At 40.5% G+C, this 17463-nt stretch carries 10 protein-coding genes and 1 other RNA gene; all 11 read right to left on the reverse strand.

What is annotated here, in order from left to right:
- Positions 1 to 27 precede the first annotated feature (27 nt).
- Positions 28 to 435, reverse strand: a transfer-messenger RNA (tmRNA) gene (gene ssrA / locus KMW37_RS11565).
- 403 nt (positions 436 to 838) lie between these two features.
- Positions 839 to 1516, reverse strand: a complete 678-nt coding sequence (locus KMW37_RS11570; protein WP_215224778.1) for an energy transducer TonB — start codon at positions 1514 to 1516, stop codon at positions 839 to 841.
- A 303-nt stretch (positions 1517 to 1819) separates the two neighbouring features.
- Entirely contained in the window at positions 1820 to 2494 is a 675-nt protein-coding gene (locus KMW37_RS11575; RefSeq protein WP_215224779.1) for an energy transducer TonB, read from the reverse strand.
- A gap of 73 nt (positions 2495 to 2567) precedes the next feature.
- Entirely contained in the window at positions 2568 to 2960 is a 393-nt protein-coding gene (locus KMW37_RS11580) for a VanZ family protein (RefSeq protein ID WP_317195568.1), read from the reverse strand.
- Entirely contained in the window at positions 2953 to 3330 is a 378-nt protein-coding gene (gene gcvH, locus KMW37_RS11585; protein WP_215224780.1) for a glycine cleavage system protein GcvH, read from the reverse strand. The genes KMW37_RS11580 and gcvH overlap by 8 nt, the downstream gene beginning before the upstream one ends.
- A 58-nt stretch (positions 3331 to 3388) precedes the next feature.
- Positions 3389 to 10447, reverse strand: a complete 7059-nt coding sequence (sov, locus tag KMW37_RS11590) for a T9SS outer membrane translocon Sov/SprA (protein WP_449506039.1) — start codon at positions 10445 to 10447, stop codon at positions 3389 to 3391.
- Positions 10448 to 10527: 80 nt separating this feature from the next.
- Positions 10528 to 11127 (reverse strand): Holliday junction branch migration protein RuvA, encoded by a 600-nt coding sequence (gene ruvA / locus KMW37_RS11595; protein ID WP_215224782.1) that lies wholly within the window; start codon positions 11125 to 11127, stop codon positions 10528 to 10530.
- Complete coding sequence (locus KMW37_RS11600) at positions 11124 to 13397, reverse strand: NADP-dependent malic enzyme (protein ID WP_215224783.1); 2274 nt, start codon at positions 13395 to 13397, stop codon at positions 11124 to 11126. Before KMW37_RS11600 ends, ruvA begins: the two co-directional genes overlap by 4 nt.
- Before the next feature lie 22 nt (positions 13398 to 13419).
- On the reverse strand, positions 13420 to 14514 hold the full coding sequence (locus KMW37_RS11605; RefSeq protein ID WP_215224784.1) for a DUF4837 family protein: 1095 nt from the start codon (positions 14512 to 14514) through the stop codon (positions 13420 to 13422).
- 90 nt (positions 14515 to 14604) lie between these two features.
- On the reverse strand, positions 14605 to 16008 hold the full coding sequence (locus KMW37_RS11610) for a lytic transglycosylase domain-containing protein (RefSeq protein WP_215224785.1): 1404 nt from the start codon (positions 16006 to 16008) through the stop codon (positions 14605 to 14607).
- A gap of 12 nt (positions 16009 to 16020) precedes the next feature.
- Positions 16021 to 17451 carry an Asp-tRNA(Asn)/Glu-tRNA(Gln) amidotransferase subunit GatA gene (gatA, locus tag KMW37_RS11615; RefSeq protein ID WP_215224786.1) on the reverse strand — a complete coding sequence of 477 codons (1431 nt, stop codon included), beginning with the start codon at positions 17449 to 17451 and terminating at the stop codon, positions 16021 to 16023.
- Positions 17452 to 17463 lie beyond the last annotated feature (12 nt).

Genomic DNA, 17463 nt, shown 5'->3' on the forward strand with positions numbered 1-17463 from the left:
GAGGTGAAATTTCACCTCGTTTCTGTGTTGTGGAGCTGCAGGGAGTCGAACCCTGGTCCAGATAGGGAAACACCGTACCGTCTACATGTTTAGTCACCTGTTGGGTTTTCGTCCCAGGGCTGCTGGATGACACAGCTACCTTTGGGCTTAGCTATTTAAATTTCGCACTGTATTAATAGCATCTCCAGCGCTAGACCTGACAAGTCGACACCCCAGAATCAGCTCTGCCAAGTCAGAGAGCTGCGGGATGTGGCCGGGGAATTACTATCGCAACTCAACCCTTTAAGCAGTATCAATCCCTAATGGGTTTGATTAGGCAGCCATGGCGTAATTAGATTCGCCAATTATAGATCATATGAATTATTCACGGACGTACATACTCCACCCGACATGCGAGCCCAGTCCTTACACCTACTGTCAAAACCGGTCAGCCCCATTTCTCAAGGATGACAAAAATAGCACAAAATTCGTTCCCATTAAAGGGATTTTTGGTCCTTTTATTCAGAGGTAGAATTATTCTTATAGGCCTTCATGAATGCTATGCATTTCCATCGATGTAAAGAGCCAAATAGGCCTATGGAGCTTCCTTCAAATTGATTTATTATCGTTTTGAGAATATTTCTTATGCTCAATTTTTCAAAACCGGAAGCTCCAAGGGCTTGCCCTTAAGGGTATTGATTTTCTTTACGTCTTATATAGCTTTAAAACCGAAGCTTCAAAGGGTTATTAGTTATTTCAAAGAGCTCTTTTGTCCTCATAACTATTTGAGAAGTTCTGGAAGGTTATAAAAAGAAAACAGGGCAACCTATTGGCTACCCCATTTAACCCACATATGTCTTTATTGCAAGTGAAATTTTATTGGGAGGGCCATTTTTACTCTGACAGGTTTGCCTCTTTGTTTGCCCGGTTCCCATTTGGGAGCATTTTCAAGTACTCTCACGGCTTCTTCATCACAACCTCCTCCAATACTCCTTGCCACTGTAATGTCCTGAATGGAACCGTCTGTATTTACAACAAAATATAAGTAAACTGTTCCTCCTATTCCCATGCGCCTGGCTAGAGTAGGATATTTAAGGTTTTTATTCAGGTATTTAGCCCAGCCTTCCAGTCCTCCAGGTGGCTGGGGCATGGTTTCGACAACCTCAAATATCTCCTCTGCTTTATCATTTACAGGCGGAGCTTCGGCCAATACGAATTCCGGTATTTTGACTTCTTCTGGTAAATTGATATCAAAACTTTCATCGATTTTGTCTATGATTTCCTCTTCGTCAGGTACCTCTTCGATTTCAGGTTGCTCTACTTTGGGCGGGATAGGTGGTTCATGGACAGTGATGGGAATATCAAGCGGAATGTCAAAATCGCCAGTTTCAGGATTCAAGTTCATTAGGTTGGCTTTAGAATAGGATTTGAATTCAAAGGCGGCCAATACTAATGCTACACTTATCAATAGTCCTATATTGAAAAACAATCCATATTTTCCCCTTAGGTCTGCTTGGGGAGTTTTCTTTGCTTCCATGGTCATGCTTTTTATGGTGAATGATCTCTTAATTGAGGTGCATACTGATCCCCTTATACCAAGTAGTTAGTGCTACTTAGGATTTGAAATCAGACCTGCAAGTACCCGGGTAAGCTTTGTGCAGTCTTTTGCTCAATATTACATATCTAATATAGAAAGGTTTAGTTAAAAAACTAATTAAATAGTTTAAAAAGAATATTTTGATTTTTTATTTGGAGGGGGAAGGGATTTCTATTGCTGGATATCAAAAAAAAAAGACTGCCATTTCTGACAGCCTTTTCAAATTATATCTTTAAATACCGATTAGCTCAATTTGAATCGGATAGGTAGTCTCATTTTTACCCTTACTGGTCTACCTCTTTGTTTTCCAGGTTCCCATGCTGGGGCATTTTTAACTACTCTCATGGCTTCTTCGTCACAGCCACCGCCGATACCTCTCAAGATACCAACATCTTGAATAGATCCATCAGTGTTAACTACGAAAACCACGTATACTGTACCTTCGATTCCCATTCTTCTTGCCTGAGTTGGATACTTAAGGTTTTTGCTCAAGTATTTGTTCCAACCTTCCATTCCACCTGGAGGGGTAGGCATGGTTTCTACCACATCAAAGATCTCTTCAGCTTTTTCCTCAACAGGAGCGTCAGCAATAACAACTTCTTTGATTACTGTTTCTTCCTGAACGTCCACGTCAAAATTTACTTCGATCTTTTCTTCAATCTCTACCTCATCAGGGATTTCCTCGATGACAGGTTGCTCTACTGGTGGAGGCGGTGGAGGTGGTTGTTCCGTGATCGGAATATCCAATAGTTCCTCGAAATCGTCTTCCACTGTTCCCAAGTCCATCAGCTCACCAGCGTCATAGGACTTGTATTCGAAAGCAAACAGCGTAAGACCAACGCTGACCAATAGACCTAGGTTCAGGAACATTCCTGACTTTTTGGTCAAATCAGCTTTTGGTGTCTTTTTAGCTTCCATAGTTAATACTCATATAAAGGTTAATAATTCTTGCTCTATTTTAGCGATAACAATTCTAACCATTTATTTTTATTTATACAAGCTTACTTTTCTTCTTGTATAAAATATAAAAACAAACAGTACCCATTAAGCTTCCCGCTAGATTGGCAATAATATCCGTAAGGTCAAAACTCCTGTTCGGAACTAATTGCTGCATCTTTTCAGCTAATATAGCAAAAATGACGCCCAAAACTAAGTGATTAGTGATAAATCTTTTAGTTATAATGTTTTCATCATTGCCAATTACTGCCCTGTTCCACAAGAACAAGAGCCCTCCAAATAGGCTGAAATGGACCATTTTGTCTAGACCAGGTATTTTTGGGCCCTCAGGTAATTGATCCCCGGGAGACATGATCAGTAGTAATAACATGACCAACCATAGCAAAGCGGGGAGAAAGCGATCGCTAAAGTAATTTTCTTTATTCACCTACCAATTCAGCATATTCTTCAGCTGAAAGCAAGTCGGAAGGTAATTCGTTTTCAAACTTCACTTTGATCATCCATCCCTCTTCATAAGGAGATTCGTTTACCAATTCAGGAGATCCTTCCAATTCTTCATTGAATTCGATAATTTCTCCTTCCAATGGCATAAATAGGTCGGATACAGTCTTTACTGCTTCTACTGTACCAAACACTTCTCCTGTCTCGATAGTTTCACCAACAGTTTCTACTTCTACATAAACGATATCGCCCAATTCTCTTTGGGCAAATTCTGTTACTCCGATAGTAGCAGTGTCACCTTCGATTCTAACCCATTCGTGGTCTTTTGTGTACTTTAATTCTTTTGGGAAGTTCATATTCTTTATTTAGGATTAATCAAAACCAAAAATACAAGCTTTCCCCAAATGATAAAACCTATTGGCCTAAATTAAATCGTAATTGTCCACCAAATGCAGTAGAACTTCTTCTATAGGCCGTGGTGATTTTTGGATCATTGACCGTACGGTCAAAATACAGGGAAACTTTTAGGTTTTGGTTGATGATATATCCCACTGTTGGACGGATCTGTAAGTTGAGGTTTCCATTGGTAACAGTGCTGCCTTCTTCAATCTTTCTCTGAAGGGTTTGCGTGTCCACAATACTTGTGCTGACCCTAATTTCAAGGTCATTGTTCAAAACTTCCTGCTGTCCCTGGATCTTAAAAGGAATTTTAACTCCAGATTTGGTATAGCCAAGATCAAACCTAAAATCATGACTGCTTTGCTCAGTTACCTGTGCATTGGAGAAGTTTAGGCCAATATTTCTTTCTGTATTGTATTCAAAAGAAATGTTCATCCTGCTTTTGGTCAGTACATCAATGCCTACTAATGGAGCAAATCTTTCTGAAATGACCACTTGGTTGAAAATATAGACAGGGATATAACTTCCAAATTCATCAGTGATACTGGCCAGTGGATATTGCTGTAGGTTATTGTATAATTCAAGCCCAGATTGATATAGCAATGAATTGGAGAAATTGCTCACATCATATGAAGAAGTGTAATTATGGGTAAGGTTGATTGAGCTGAAGTGTTCCTGGAATACTGCCAACCTGGAAAGACCTCTGTATTCCACCCTCCAATTTGGAAGAGGGAACTTAGGGAAAGGACTTAAATCTATATCTTCTGCAGATTTACCTGAATAAGCTGCAAGGAAGGAAGGCACGAGCACATCCTGACCATTTAGGTTATATTCACCACCTGGATTTAAAGCCTCCAGTCTGGATTTGATGACCGGTCTGTAATTCTCGAAATTACTGAACAAAGGAGAGTTGTTCTGGTCATCATTTTTGGCAAAGGCTGTTTTGATGATATTATAACTGATGCTATAAGCGCCCAAGCGATTAGGATTGATGGAAATATATTTGTCATCCATTTCACTGTCGCGCCTAAATATTTCAGCATATTGCCCTGTTTCCCGCTTTCGCATATCCAATGTAATGCGTAAATCCTTGATTGGTTCTAAAATGGCGTTTATCTGAAGGTTCTTTACCTGGTTTTGCCGGAAGGTCTGAGTCAACTCAGTACTAGGGGCCATGAGACCTTGGTTGGCCAGATCATATCTAATATCAGCGTTTTGGCTACCGAATATGAAGCCAAGTCCTGGATTCATAAAGCTTCTGTCCAATCCAAATAAACTGGTGTTTTCCATATAACCCGGAAGGAAAGTGCCTTCGGTAATGCTATAACGACCAGATACCTCTTTAAGCATCATGGCAAACTTCAGGAAGCCATTAAAGAATCCATCTGTTTTAATGGTATCCTGGGCCTGTCTTTGCCCCGGGATGGAAGGTCGCTTAGGGGTGTTGAGCACCCGGAGTTTGGTGACCTTATTGTACAGCTTGATCATGTCCAATTTTCCAGTAAAGGAACGGTCCCTAGTATTTTGAATGACATTACCTAAGGTGTCCTTTTGACCTATGGACCCCGTCAACCAGCTATAAGTAGCTTCATAGCGGAAATCAGTGCTAATCCAGTCAAGGAAAGGAACCTTTTCCGTAGGGATATGATAATTGGTCACCAAGGAATGGTTATAGTTGGTAGTCCTACCAAATTTTCTAAGGTTAGTTCGGACGGAGTCTCGTTTTGCTTCCGTATCCAAGTCTCCTTCTGGTTCATCAACAAGCGCATTTACCCTGGCTGTATAATCAAAGGAAAGGTTATTGGTCAGATCCCAGTTAAGGCTATAAAAGCGATTGATATAATAACTCTTTTGGAATAATGGCGCGACATTTTCAATGGTGAGCTGATCATTCCGGTATTGGGTCCTCATAAATCGCCTGTCCATATCTATTCTGGCCGTCATCAATGTTGGGGCAAGATTCAGGTTGAAGTCCTTGATCAATTGTAAATAAGGACTGCCCATTTTTTCCGAGTTTTTAAAGGGCTCAATTAGTACTGGCTCTGGCGAATAGCTGTAAGCTATATTTCCTCTATAAGTCTCAAAAGTATAGTCCTGCGTGTTGATATTGCTTTGCTTTACTAATCCATAAGCATAAGAAAAGGAGAAATTGGACAGGTCATAAATTCTGTTTTTGTCATTGTCTTCCTTCTTGATCTTACGCACATTGGTAAAACTGATATTCCTTCTTTTTACCTGATCGAGCACCAGCTCTTTATATGCTTCCCTTTCTGCATCTGTCCTGAATTTGGATAAGGCAAGTTCAAAAGGAACATCTGGATTGAGCGGGTCATATTGAGGCTTGGTAGTGGCATTTTCCATACTGACGTACATTGGGATGCTTACCCTCAATGCCTCTGGCAATAAGCGGTCTACCTGTACATTGGCAGAAATATCATATTGTGTGCTGGATTCTCTGGACCTTTGGGAGAGCCTAGTCTCCAGTCCTCCAAATCCAAAGGTGTTGTGTCGAATAGTAGAGGAGATGGTTGCCACATCAGCAATCTGGGCATTCAATCTGGCATTGGCGGCCCAGCCTGAAGATTTATTGAAGTCAACTACCCTCAATTCATTGGCCCAGATACAGATGGATTTGCTTGCCCCGCCAGTGGAAGAAGGGTTTCTTACTCCAATCATCAACCCCTGTACATAATTCAATTCAGGACGACCTACAACAGTTACCTTATACTGTCTGATTTGGGAAGTATAAGGTAAGTTTTGAGGAGATTGGTTATTGTCCCTTTCAGATTTTACACCTACTATCTCATCAATTCCAATATTGATCTCATTCAGCTCGGGCCATATTTGCTGCGGATCACGGGTGCCAGTAGGTGTGATGTATAAAGGAACCTCTATTTCATAATAGTTGTCCGTATAATCTGTTCCCAATCTCAAAAACGCACTTATTTCTCCATCTTCAGCATCTTCACTATCGGCATGGAAGAACATTTTTAAGCGGCCATATTGTACCAAGTCCAAGTTGACATTCTTGAAAACGGCCCTGGCATCTCGGCTTTGCAAGTTTTCCACGCATAGTCTTAGGGATTGCTCATTTAGTTGTCTCTCTACTGTAGAAGTATTGTCCCTGTCCCTGATTATTCCAGGAGGCAGGACATAAGGGCTTTGGTTGGCATTGCCTTGGCTGTTTTCCTCGATATTTACTACTCCTACTGTCAGGTTGGATACATCTGGTTCAGGTACTTCAAATAAACCTCTTTCATACAGTGACTCTTGGAATGTTCTCCATTGGCTGCCCACCATCTGGAACTTGGCCATTCTCAATACCACAGGCTGCTCAAAATCGGTAAGGTAAGTTCTTACGAATCGCATTGATTTGAAACCTGTTATGTCTCCCTGAACATTGTCAGGTTGTCGAACAGGGATTCGGAACAGGTACCAGTTTACTTCATCCCCATTTTCATTATGTGTAACCTTGTCCACAATATTGTTTTGACCAACGATCAATTGACCAGGCCGAAGATCTACCTCATATTCATAATAATTTTCAATCTCATTGATCGTATTATCATTGTTCAGGTCTTCATTATCCGGCTTATTGGAACCGGAAGGGGTGTAAGGTAGATTGGAATTTTCTATAATGGGGGTATTGTTTTCAAGGCCATTGAAGTATTTGTAACGCTCTAGAATCTTAATGTTTTGTTGGTCCAAATCATCCCCCAGATAATACTGAAACTTATCCGCTGAAGGATCATCTTCAATTTGCGCGTAAATATCAGGGTCCACATTTAATCGGTTAAGGTAGCGGTCTGCAAAGTAAGTGACTTCATCTTCACTACTGAGTCCATCCAAACCTACGTCTTGGTTAGGCCGGGCCTCAGGTGAATTATCAAAACCTGGAGTAAGGTACTGTTGGCTGGTTACTCTACCCCATTCATTTTCGTTGGTGGCATTGGGATCTCCATCAGCAGGCAAGCCATTTTCAAAAGCATGTCTACCATCCATCATTACATCCTCAGAGATTTCCCCAAGGTTGATCATTAGTTTACCACCAGTGGTGTTGTTTTCATTGAAAACTCCATCCAACACCCGGCCGTTTTCACCAGAAATGAAAGGGTCCATCAACCAGAATTCTATGTACTCAATATTTGTCCTATCGAAATCCACATCGGAGGTGATGGCTCTAGTAATGCCTCCGTAATTATCTTCTGGATTAGGAAGTAGTCCTCGACGGTCAAGATTGGGATTGTAATTGTACATGCCTCTTTCATGTGGGAAATAGGCCAGTTCAAATAAGGGTTCAGGGGTGACAATTACATCTCTATCCCTTTGCGGGAATATTTCTTGAGGAATAACCCTTCTTACGTAATGGTTTTTTCTGTCCTCGGAATTGATGTTGTCAGGTACGCCTTGGCCACTTTCTCGGTAAAAAACATTGTCAATATTGTACCATGCCAATCTAGCTCTCCTGTAAGCATTCCCAAGCCTGTCTTCGGTTTGCATGCTTAGATCAAAGCGATCATCCTCGGTGCGCGGAGTAGCTGAAAGCTTCCAGTTTTGTGAAGCACCACCCAAACTAAAAGGAGTTACTGCAGTTTCAAAATCATCAATATAGGAAGCTCCTTCTCCATTTACCTTATTAGAAGTACCGGGAATCAACTGGGCAAATTCCCCATTGAAGGTAATCAGGGACTTTTCCTTAGTGTCAGTAAATGGAAGTACATCGGCTAATTTGGTTAGCCATCTGGATTCGTCACTGTAATTGACATCTAAGCCCCAAAGGCTATTTTTTATGGTTTCGCTTCCAGTACTGATACGGGTGATATTTGGCCTTTCATTTAGGTAAAGGAAAGTACCCCCAATATTGAATTTATCATTGAACAAATAATCGAATCGGGTACCTAGTAAGCTTCTGGTTTGGAAGGAAACAAGATCCGCTTTTTCAAAACTAATGGATATGCGTTTTCCTGAGGAAAGGATTCCCTCGTTAATAATGACCACTCTTCCTATATTATAATCCACCGTATAATCCACGCCTTCGGTAAGAGGAATATTACCAGCCCTTACTAAGACGGAACCTTCAGAAATATTCAGTCCAGGCAGCATGATTTCAGATGAAGACCCTGCAGTCAAGCTTCCCTTCAAATAATATTTGTTGAGCCTGGTTACCAATTCTGCATCAGCTTTGGTGGTACGGTAAAGCGTGTCATAAACAAATTTATCCTTGAGGCTTTCCTCGTTAGGAAGGAAATTTTCACTTAATGTTTGCCCAAATGGTTCCAAGACAGGGAAGATCAACATGCCCTTTTCTGGCAGTATGGTCAAACCTGGCACGAAATCAAAATTACCATCAGGCTGAGGGTCATTTTGTGGGTTAAGGTTGTCCAGTTTCATTAACCTGATCAATGGAACATCTTTTACTTGTTCTCCTTCTAATAAGCTCGGGTTATCCAACCCTGTCCGGTCATCCCTATATATTACCTGCAGCTGGAAGCCCGTTTGTTGGATTTGATTGGCATTGAAATTATAGATGTTTTTCATCATCAAGTCCCAAGTAGGAACATTGACATTGATTCTTGCAGGTCTTAATAATTTCAGGAATAACACATCTGATTCAGCACGGTTTTGATAGTCTTCAGACATTTCACCCACTTTATAGGACTGGCCATTATAGGTGTACTCAAAGGAGATGGCAACTACCTCATCATTTTGTAATTTCCTGTTTAAGCTTAAGTATCCTAATTCCTTATGGAATGTGTATTCATTTTCTGCAAGCTTTCTTGCCCCATTGACTTGGGTGAAATCAGTACCTTTTACAAGATTAAGGTCATTTTCTATGGCCGTGGAGGCATTGTCATAAGGTCTAAAGGATGGATTTGATGTAAGGGTTTTGAAAAGCTGGTTGGCATCATTACTTGCTGGGCTTCCAGGGACACCAGTCCCAATACTTGGGTTTTCTGGTTTATAGATTCTTTGGCCCTCACCCAAGTCCATAAAGGCCACAAAGTTTCTCAGGGTTTCTGTGTTATTGGCCCTGTTCATAATATAAACTTCTACCCTTGTGACGTTTACACCAGAAAGGATTTGCGGTAATCCTCTTAGCCATCTTTCGTAATTTTCCCTAAAGAAATGGGCCAAAAAGAAGTGTCGGTTATCATCATACTCTGAGGCCCTGATTTCGAAAGGTCTACCTTGACCACCGCCTTCAATGACAATCTCATCTCTTCTGCCCCTTTGTGTAGACGCTACAGAAGTCATAAATAGCTTACCAAATTGCAACTGGGTTTTGACCCCAAAAAGGTTTTGAGCACCCTGGATAAGGCTATTTTGAACAGGCATGCTCACATTACCAATCTCTATACTTTTGACAATGTCTTCTTCAAACCCCCTATATTCAACCTTGAGTTGGTTTTCAAAGTCAAAGGAATTATTGCTGTCAAAATTGGCATTAATCTGCATTTTTTGTCCCAGGCTTCCATTGACACTCATTTGGATTTGCTGATCAAAGTTGAAACCACCATTTTGTTGTTGCCTAATGGGAATGGAAGGGTTGTCTATTCTTCTGAAAATTCCCCCAAAGTCCAGGTTGACGTATCCTGTTGGGGTAATATTGATTTCACTGCCTCCAAACAGCCTGTCAAAGGTTGGGCTCATGGTGATAGGGGGGATCAAGCCTCTACCGCTTACTGCACTTTCTCCATACATGCCTCGGGACCGGTTTCTCCAGTACTCATGACGCATGCGTAGCTCTTGGATTTTTGAAAATTCTTCAAAGTTGAAATAATAGCCAGGTGCCACATCCGTGGAGTCCAACTCATCATAAACCTTATAATGAATGGTGGAATCCATTTGTACCTCTACTTGCTTTTCAGCAGGCCCAGATTGGTAAAAAGGAGACTTACGGTTTTGGAATGGAGATTGACTTGGAAATAGTGGATTAGTCTCAAAATTATCCCAAAGCAAGAAAGAAGGTAATGTTCTTCTTTTGTCCAAAGAATCCACCAAATTCGGTACAGTATCCTGAACGACATTTTGAGCGGTCGTCTCGTTAGAAAACAAGAAAATCGCTGCTAACAACAAAGTAATTGTTGTATAAAAGTAGGTTGGGTTACTTGTTGAGAAAAAGTAATGTCTCACTGTAGTCAAACTTGAATAAATTAAGTTGACCTTAAAGATGCTTTAATTAATTCTTCCAAAGAAATTTCTGTGCCGCTTTTTTTCAAAATTGTATTGATATTTTTTTCTGCAACAGCTTTGGTAAAACCTAGGGTTAATAGTGCCTGTAAAGCCTCCTCTTTGACGGCATTGTTCTGTTGGATGAAACCTGAAGGAGCAGTAATTGAGCTTTCAATGCCTTCTTTTTGAATTTTATCTTTCAGCTCCAATACAATCCTTTGAGCTGTCTTGGCACCAACGCCTTTTACTCTTTGAATAGTCTTGTGGTCGTCATGAATAATGGCTGCACTCAATTCATCCACATTTAGTGAGGATAAGATCATCAGACCAGTATTGGGACCAACACCACTGATGGAAATTAGTAATAGAAAAAGCTTTTTTTCTTGCTCTTCCTTAAAGCCAAAGAGTGTATGGGAATCTTCTTTGATATGTAAATGAGTGAGGAGCATTATTTGCTCCTCATCCTTTACTTGGGAATAGGTGTTCAAGGATATCTTGACATGGTAGCCTATTCCATTAATATCTATGACCACATAGGTTGGGTCTTTGGTAACTAATCTTCCTTTTAAATAATCTATCATACTTTTTCGTGACTTTGTGCATCCACCACTGCTATGGCAACCATATTTACAATCTCCCTGATGGAACTACCAAGCTGTAAGATATGGACTGGTTTGTTCATTCCCAAAAGTATTGGCCCGATAGCTTCTGCATTACCAATTCCTGCCACCAGCTTATAGGCAATGTTTCCTGAACTCAAATTAGGGAAAATCAGTGTATTGGCTTTTTTGCCTGCAAGGGCACTGAATGGATAATTCTCTTGCTGGATTTCTTCACTTAGTGCCACATTACCCTGCATCTCACCTTCTATGACCAAGTCTGGGAATTTTGCTTTTGCTTTGGCAGTGGCCAAAGCGGTTTTAGTTGGAGTGTTTCCTTTTGCCGAACCAAAGTTAGAGTAGGAGAGAACTGCCACCCTAGGTTCCATATCAAAGAAACGGACTGCCTCAGCAGTCAATCCAATGATTTCCACCATTTGATCTACCGTTGGGTTAACGTTTACCGTGGTATCTGCAAAGAAGAAAGGTCCTTTGTCCGAATTCATGATATACATACCCGCCACTCGATCCACATCCTTTTTCACTCCAATCACATGAAGAGCAGGAAGGATCGTTTTGGGATAATCCTTGGTCAAACCTGAGATCAATGCATCAGCTTCACCAAGTTCTACCATCATAGCTCCGAAATAATTTCGGTCTCGCATCAATTTTTGGCCTTCAAAAGGTGTTAAGCCTTTTCTTTTACGTTTGTCATAAAGGATTTTACCGTAGCGTTCCAGCCTTTCTGGATCTTCAAATGGGTCAATAATTTGAACATTGTCCAGTTCAAGCGAGTTATCGGCAATCAGCTTCATGATGGTTTCTCGGTGGCCAAGAAGTATAGGTTCACCTATTTTTTCATCAATAATTAGCTGGGCTGCTTTAAGTATTTTGCGGTTGTCTGCTTCTGCAAAAACAATTCGCTTAGGATTCTTCTTGGCTCTGGAAATTACTCTGGACATCAATCGCTGATCAATACCGATTCTTTCCTGTAGCTCAAGTTCATATGCTTCCCAATCCGTAATAGGGTTTTGAGCAACTCCGGACTCCATTGCAGCCTTCGCCACTGCTGGGGCAATGGTCGTAATTAGTCTTGGATCCAAGGGTTTAGGTATCAAATATTTTCTACCAAACCCCAGTTGATCATCGCCATAAGCTTTGTTGACAATATCCGGCACAGGATCTTTGGCTAATTTGGCAATGGCATGGGCAGTTGCCAATTTCATTTCTTCATTGATGCCGGTGGCCCTTACGTCCAAAGCCCCCCTGAAAATATAAGGGAATCCTAAGACATTATTTACCTGATTGGGATAATCCGATCTACCAGTCGCCATGATCAGGTCTTCTCTGGTAGAAGTGGCCAATTCATAAGCAATTTCTGGGTTAGGATTGGCCAAGGCAAAGACTATAGGGTTTTCAGCCATTAGTTTGATTTGCTCTGGGGAAACGATATTTCCTGCGGAAAGCCCCAAAAATACATCAGCCCCCTTCATGGCATCACTAAGATGGTGAAGATCATTACCTGGATAGGCAAATTCTCTTCTAATGTCATCCAAATCTTCACGATCTGCAGTGATAACACCTTCCTTATCTACCATGACAAGGTTTTCCTTTTTCACGCCAAGGGATATATAAAACCTAGTACATGAAATGGCAGCAGCCCCAGCACCTAGGACCACTAGTTTAATATCTTCGATTTTTTTATCGACAATTTCCAGGGCATTGAGTAAAGCGGCACCGGAAATGATTGCCGTGCCATGCTGATCATCGTGCATGACAGGGATTTTCATCTCTTTTTTTAGGGACTGCTCTATCTCAAAACATTCAGGAGCCTTGATGTCCTCAAGATTCACTCCGCCAAATGTGGGTTCCAGGGATTTAATGATTTGGATAAGCTTTTTGGGGTCTTTTTCATCAATTTCAATGTCAAAGACGTCAATGCCAGCAAATTTTTTAAAAAGCACACCTTTTCCTTCCATTACTGGTTTGCCAGCTTCTGGACCAATATCCCCCAGACCGAGAACAGCTGTTCCATTGGAAATTACAGCCACCAAATTACCTTTGGCGGTGTACTTATAAACATTCTCTTTTTGAGCGGCAATTTCTAAACAGGGTTCTGCAACACCTGGTGAGTAAGCTAGCGCCAGATCCAACTGACTAGATAAAGGTTTGGTGGGAACTACTTCAATTTTTCCCGGACTTCCTTGGCTATGATATCCAAGCGCGTCCTCTTTTCTGATTTTAATCGCCATGCTAAGCTATATATTGGATTTATTATTGAGCAGCTTCCGGGAATTTCGTGGCCAATAATATGGTCTCTATTTCCCTAAGCGCTGATTTGTGGGTTTCATTAGGATAATAAAGGAAACCTTCCATATAGTATAGTTTCCCTCTTTTTTGGTCAACTACAATATAGGAAAGAAAAGACCCGCCCATGCTAATATTATTGGTTCTCCATTGCCCGCGCATTTCAAGGGCATATTTTCCATCTACTTTAATATCCCTAAATGAAGGAATAATTTGGGTCTCGGTTTTAAGATAAGAATTCGGTTTTTCTGGATCTCCAAAAATCCTTTCCTTAAGAATTTGGTCACGGAACTGAATAATATTTTCAGGGAATACTTGCTCTTCAGAGGTATAGTCTGTTTCGTAAAAAAATAGGCTGATATCTGCTCTTTGGGTGTTTGGTGTAGGTTGTCTCAACCACATAAAATGGTCTTCTTCCTTAACAAATTGGTATGAGGCAGGAATTTTAAGGTCAAGGTTGAATTTTTCCTTTGCCTTGGTTTCAATAGCTCCATTTCTACGATTAAAAATGGCTGTGCTCAATCTGTTTCTTTCTCTTACCTCAAAAAGGTTTTGAAGTTTCCCCTTGTTTTTATTCAAGTTATTAACCAATTCTTCCTCATTGTTTCCAAAAAGGTAAATGACTTCCTGGCCTTGGGCGTATTCATCTTCATTCCTGATCATAAATAAGGAGTTATCCTCTAGGGCCTTTTCCTTGGATTGAGGGCTAAATTGAGCACTAATCATTCTGCTGCCAGGTTTTTTGTCATCAAATGTGGTGACATAGACAATATTATAGGCCATTTTTAAAATCCTAGTCATGGTCCTAGGGTCTACTTTTCGAATATCGAAAATGGTTTCTTCCCTTACCAAGCCTTTGATGTCTTCCTCGAATACATTCTCTAGCGCATCCTTTACAGGCCCTTTATATTTTAGGGAGTCTATGACCAATAATATCTCACCATGACCTCCTCTGGCCTTGGGTTTATTGCTTCCTGATTCACTTTTAAGGTTTTCACAACTTGAAATGATGACCGTAAATACTATAGCGGCGGCTAATATGAATATTCTTTTCGTAGACATTTTTCGAATGATTTGGTTAAGGACTGATTACAATTTATAAAAATATGTGGGAGGGTGAAAGTTATTATTAAAAAATTAGTTATGAACTTATTACCCAATAATCAGTTTTTGTCCTGGCTTGATCTTATTGTTATTTAGCTTGTTTAGCCTTTTGATTTCCTCTATGCTAACGCCTTCCAATTTTCGGGCAATTAACCATAAAGAATCACCAGGTTGTACAATATAAGTTTTTGGATTACCCGATAGGCGAGTGGCATCCTGTTTTGCCTTATTGCTTTCAGCAATTTGTTGGTTGAAAGCCTTAGGGTTTTGATAAATGGTCAATTGCTGACCAATTTTAATATTATTGGAATATAGACCGTTCCAAGCTTTTAGGTCGGAAACAGAAGTGCCATATCTACTGGCGATCCTTCCTAATGCATCACCTCTTTTTACTTTATAAATAAACTTTTCAACAGGTTCTTGTTCTTCCAGGGGCTTTTCCTCTTGAATGCTTGCCAATAATCTTTCTTCCCTAATGTTAAGAGAATCTATAATCCATCCTTTGTTTTCAGCTAGATAGTTAGCTTGGTTTTTAGGAACTCTAAGGGCTATATTTCTTTGTGAATGGGGAATCTTATTTTTAATGATTGATGGATTCAAAAATTCAAGATCTTCCAAACAAACACCTGAAACTTCTGCTAGTTTTTCTAGATCCATTTCTGCATTAAAATGGACTTTTTCGTGGGCAATAGGGAAGGTGCCGTCTTCAAGGATGAGATTATGTTCATCCGCATATTTGAAGACATACATGATTGCTTGGAATTGGGGGATATATCCTCTTGTCTCTCTTGGAAGTCTATTATAGATTCCCCAGAATGTACGTTTACCTCCAGACCTTCTGATAGCCTTTCTGACATTACCAGGGCCACAGTTATATGCTGCCAGTGCCAACTCCCAGTCGCCAAACATCCTATGTAGTGCTTTGAGATATTTGCAGGCTGCCTCAGTAGCCATTTCCGGATCCATTCTTTCATCAATGTCTCTAGAAACATTTAAGTCATAAACTCTACCAGTGGCTGGCATAAACTGCCATAGCCCCATAGCGCCTACTCTAGATTTGGCCTTTGGGTTTAATCCTGATTCTATGATTGCCAGGTACTTGATTTCATCTGGCATACCATGACGTTTAAGTGCTTCTTCAAAAAGAGGGAAATAGATTTCCTTTCTGGCCAGGGTCATTTTAGAGTATTCCCTGTTCCTTACTGTGAAATAATTGATGAAAGCAAAGATGGTTTCATTTAGCTCAAAGGGCATTCCCGTATCCATTTTTCGAACCCTATTATCCACTTCGTCATAAGTGAAATCAGGAATAAATTCGTAATCATAGACCGGTTCAATTGTTACCTCATTATCAGCTTCAATGAAACCACCTTCCTGTTGACCTTGAGCAATGGTAATCACGACACAGTTTATCAACAGGGATAATAGTGTATATAATTTCCAGTTTCTCATGGCCATAATATATTATTGATTTTTAATTTTAATTAAGTAATCTGCAAAAGCGTAAAGTTCCGATTCTTTAAAAGAGTTGGTTATCACCTGTAGCCCTATCGGCAATCCCTTTTCATCAGTTCCATTAGGAATAGAAATGGCAGGAACGCCAGATACTGAAGCTTGAACAGTGTACAGATCTTCCAGGTACATTGCCACTGGATCATCGCTATGCTCTCCAAACTTGAACGCTGTAGATGGAGTGGTAGGCATAACAATATAATCAAATTTATTTAAAAGATCCTCAGTAAACTCTTTGATTAATCTTCTGACTTTTTGCGCTTTAGTAAAGTAAGCATCATAATAGCTGGCACTTAATACGAAAGTTCCCAGCATGATCCTTCTTTTCACTTCCTCTCCAAAACCTTCCGATCTGGTCAGCTTGTACATGCTTTCCAGGTTATGGGCATTAGGAGTCCTGTAACCATATTTTACGCCATCAAATCTAGAAAGGTTTGAGCTGGCTTCGGCAGTGGTCAGGATATAATAAGTAGGCAACACATATTCAAGTAGCGGGAAATCCACTTCTTCTACATGATGACCTTCTTCTTTTAGCTTATTGAGTACATCAAGGGTATGTTCTTTGATCTCTGGCTGTAAGGCTTCAGATTCAATGGTCTCTTTCAAATAGGCCACTTTAACTGGTTTTTTTAATTCCAGCTGTTGGCTATAAGCAGGGACTTCTTTTCTGGAAACAGTGCTATCATTGTCATCAGGTCCTGCTATGACTTCCATGACAAGGGCATTGTCCTTAACATTGGTAGAGAATACCCCAATGGTGTCGAAGGATGATGCATAAGCGATCAAGCCGAATCTTGAAACCCTGGAATAGGTAGGTTTAATCCCAACAATACCTGTAAAAGCCGCTGGCTGTCTTACAGATCCACCTGTGTCCGTTCCGAGAGAAGTGGTACAAAGATTGGTTTGCACAGCAACAGCAGACCCTCCAGATGACCCCCCAGGTACACGCTCTTCATCAAGTGCGTTAAGCACTTTTCCGTGAACCGTATTTTCATTGGAAGATCCCATACCGAACTCATCACAGTTAAGCCTGCCAATAATAATGGCATCTTCGTCGATCAGTTTTTGAACAGCTGTAGCGGTAAATTGGGATTGAAATCCTTCAAGAATTTTACTGGAAGCATTGACTTCATGGTCTGCATAGCAAAGGACATCTTTGATGCCGATAACCATTCCCGCCAGTTTTCCAGCAGTTCCGTTTTGGATTTTTTGATCTACTTTTTCTGCTTGCTCTAAAGCAGATTGCTCATAAACTTCAACGAAGGCGTTTAAATGCGCCTTCGTCTGAATGTTCTTGAGATAATAATTGACTATCGCTTTACAGTCAGTTTCCTTATTTTCAAGCGATATTTTTATTTCGTCGAAAGAATGGAATTTTTCCAATGGTGGTAATAT

The organism is Echinicola shivajiensis (assembly GCF_018642165.1).
GTDB lineage: Bacteria > Bacteroidota > Bacteroidia > Cytophagales > Cyclobacteriaceae > Echinicola > Echinicola shivajiensis.

Bases quoted from the DNA above. Each gene is read 5' to 3' on its own strand.
- KMW37_RS11570 (WP_215224778.1), bottom strand. From the start codon at position 1,516: ATGGAAGCAAAGAAAACTCCCCAAGCAGACCTAAGGGGAAAATATGGA.
- KMW37_RS11575 (WP_215224779.1), bottom strand. From the start codon at position 2,494: ATGGAAGCTAAAAAGACACCAAAAGCTGATTTGACCAAAAAGTCAGGA.
- gcvH (WP_215224780.1), bottom strand. From the start codon at position 3,330: ATGAACTTCCCAAAAGAATTAAAGTACACAAAAGACCACGAATGGGTT.
- ruvA (WP_215224782.1), bottom strand. From the start codon at position 11,127: ATGATAGATTATTTAAAAGGAAGATTAGTTACCAAAGACCCAACCTAT.
- KMW37_RS11600 (WP_215224783.1), bottom strand. From the start codon at position 13,397: ATGGCGATTAAAATCAGAAAAGAGGACGCGCTTGGATATCATAGCCAA.
- KMW37_RS11605 (WP_215224784.1), bottom strand. From the start codon at position 14,514: ATGTCTACGAAAAGAATATTCATATTAGCCGCCGCTATAGTATTTACG.
- KMW37_RS11610 (WP_215224785.1), bottom strand. From the start codon at position 16,008: ATGAGAAACTGGAAATTATATACACTATTATCCCTGTTGATAAACTGT.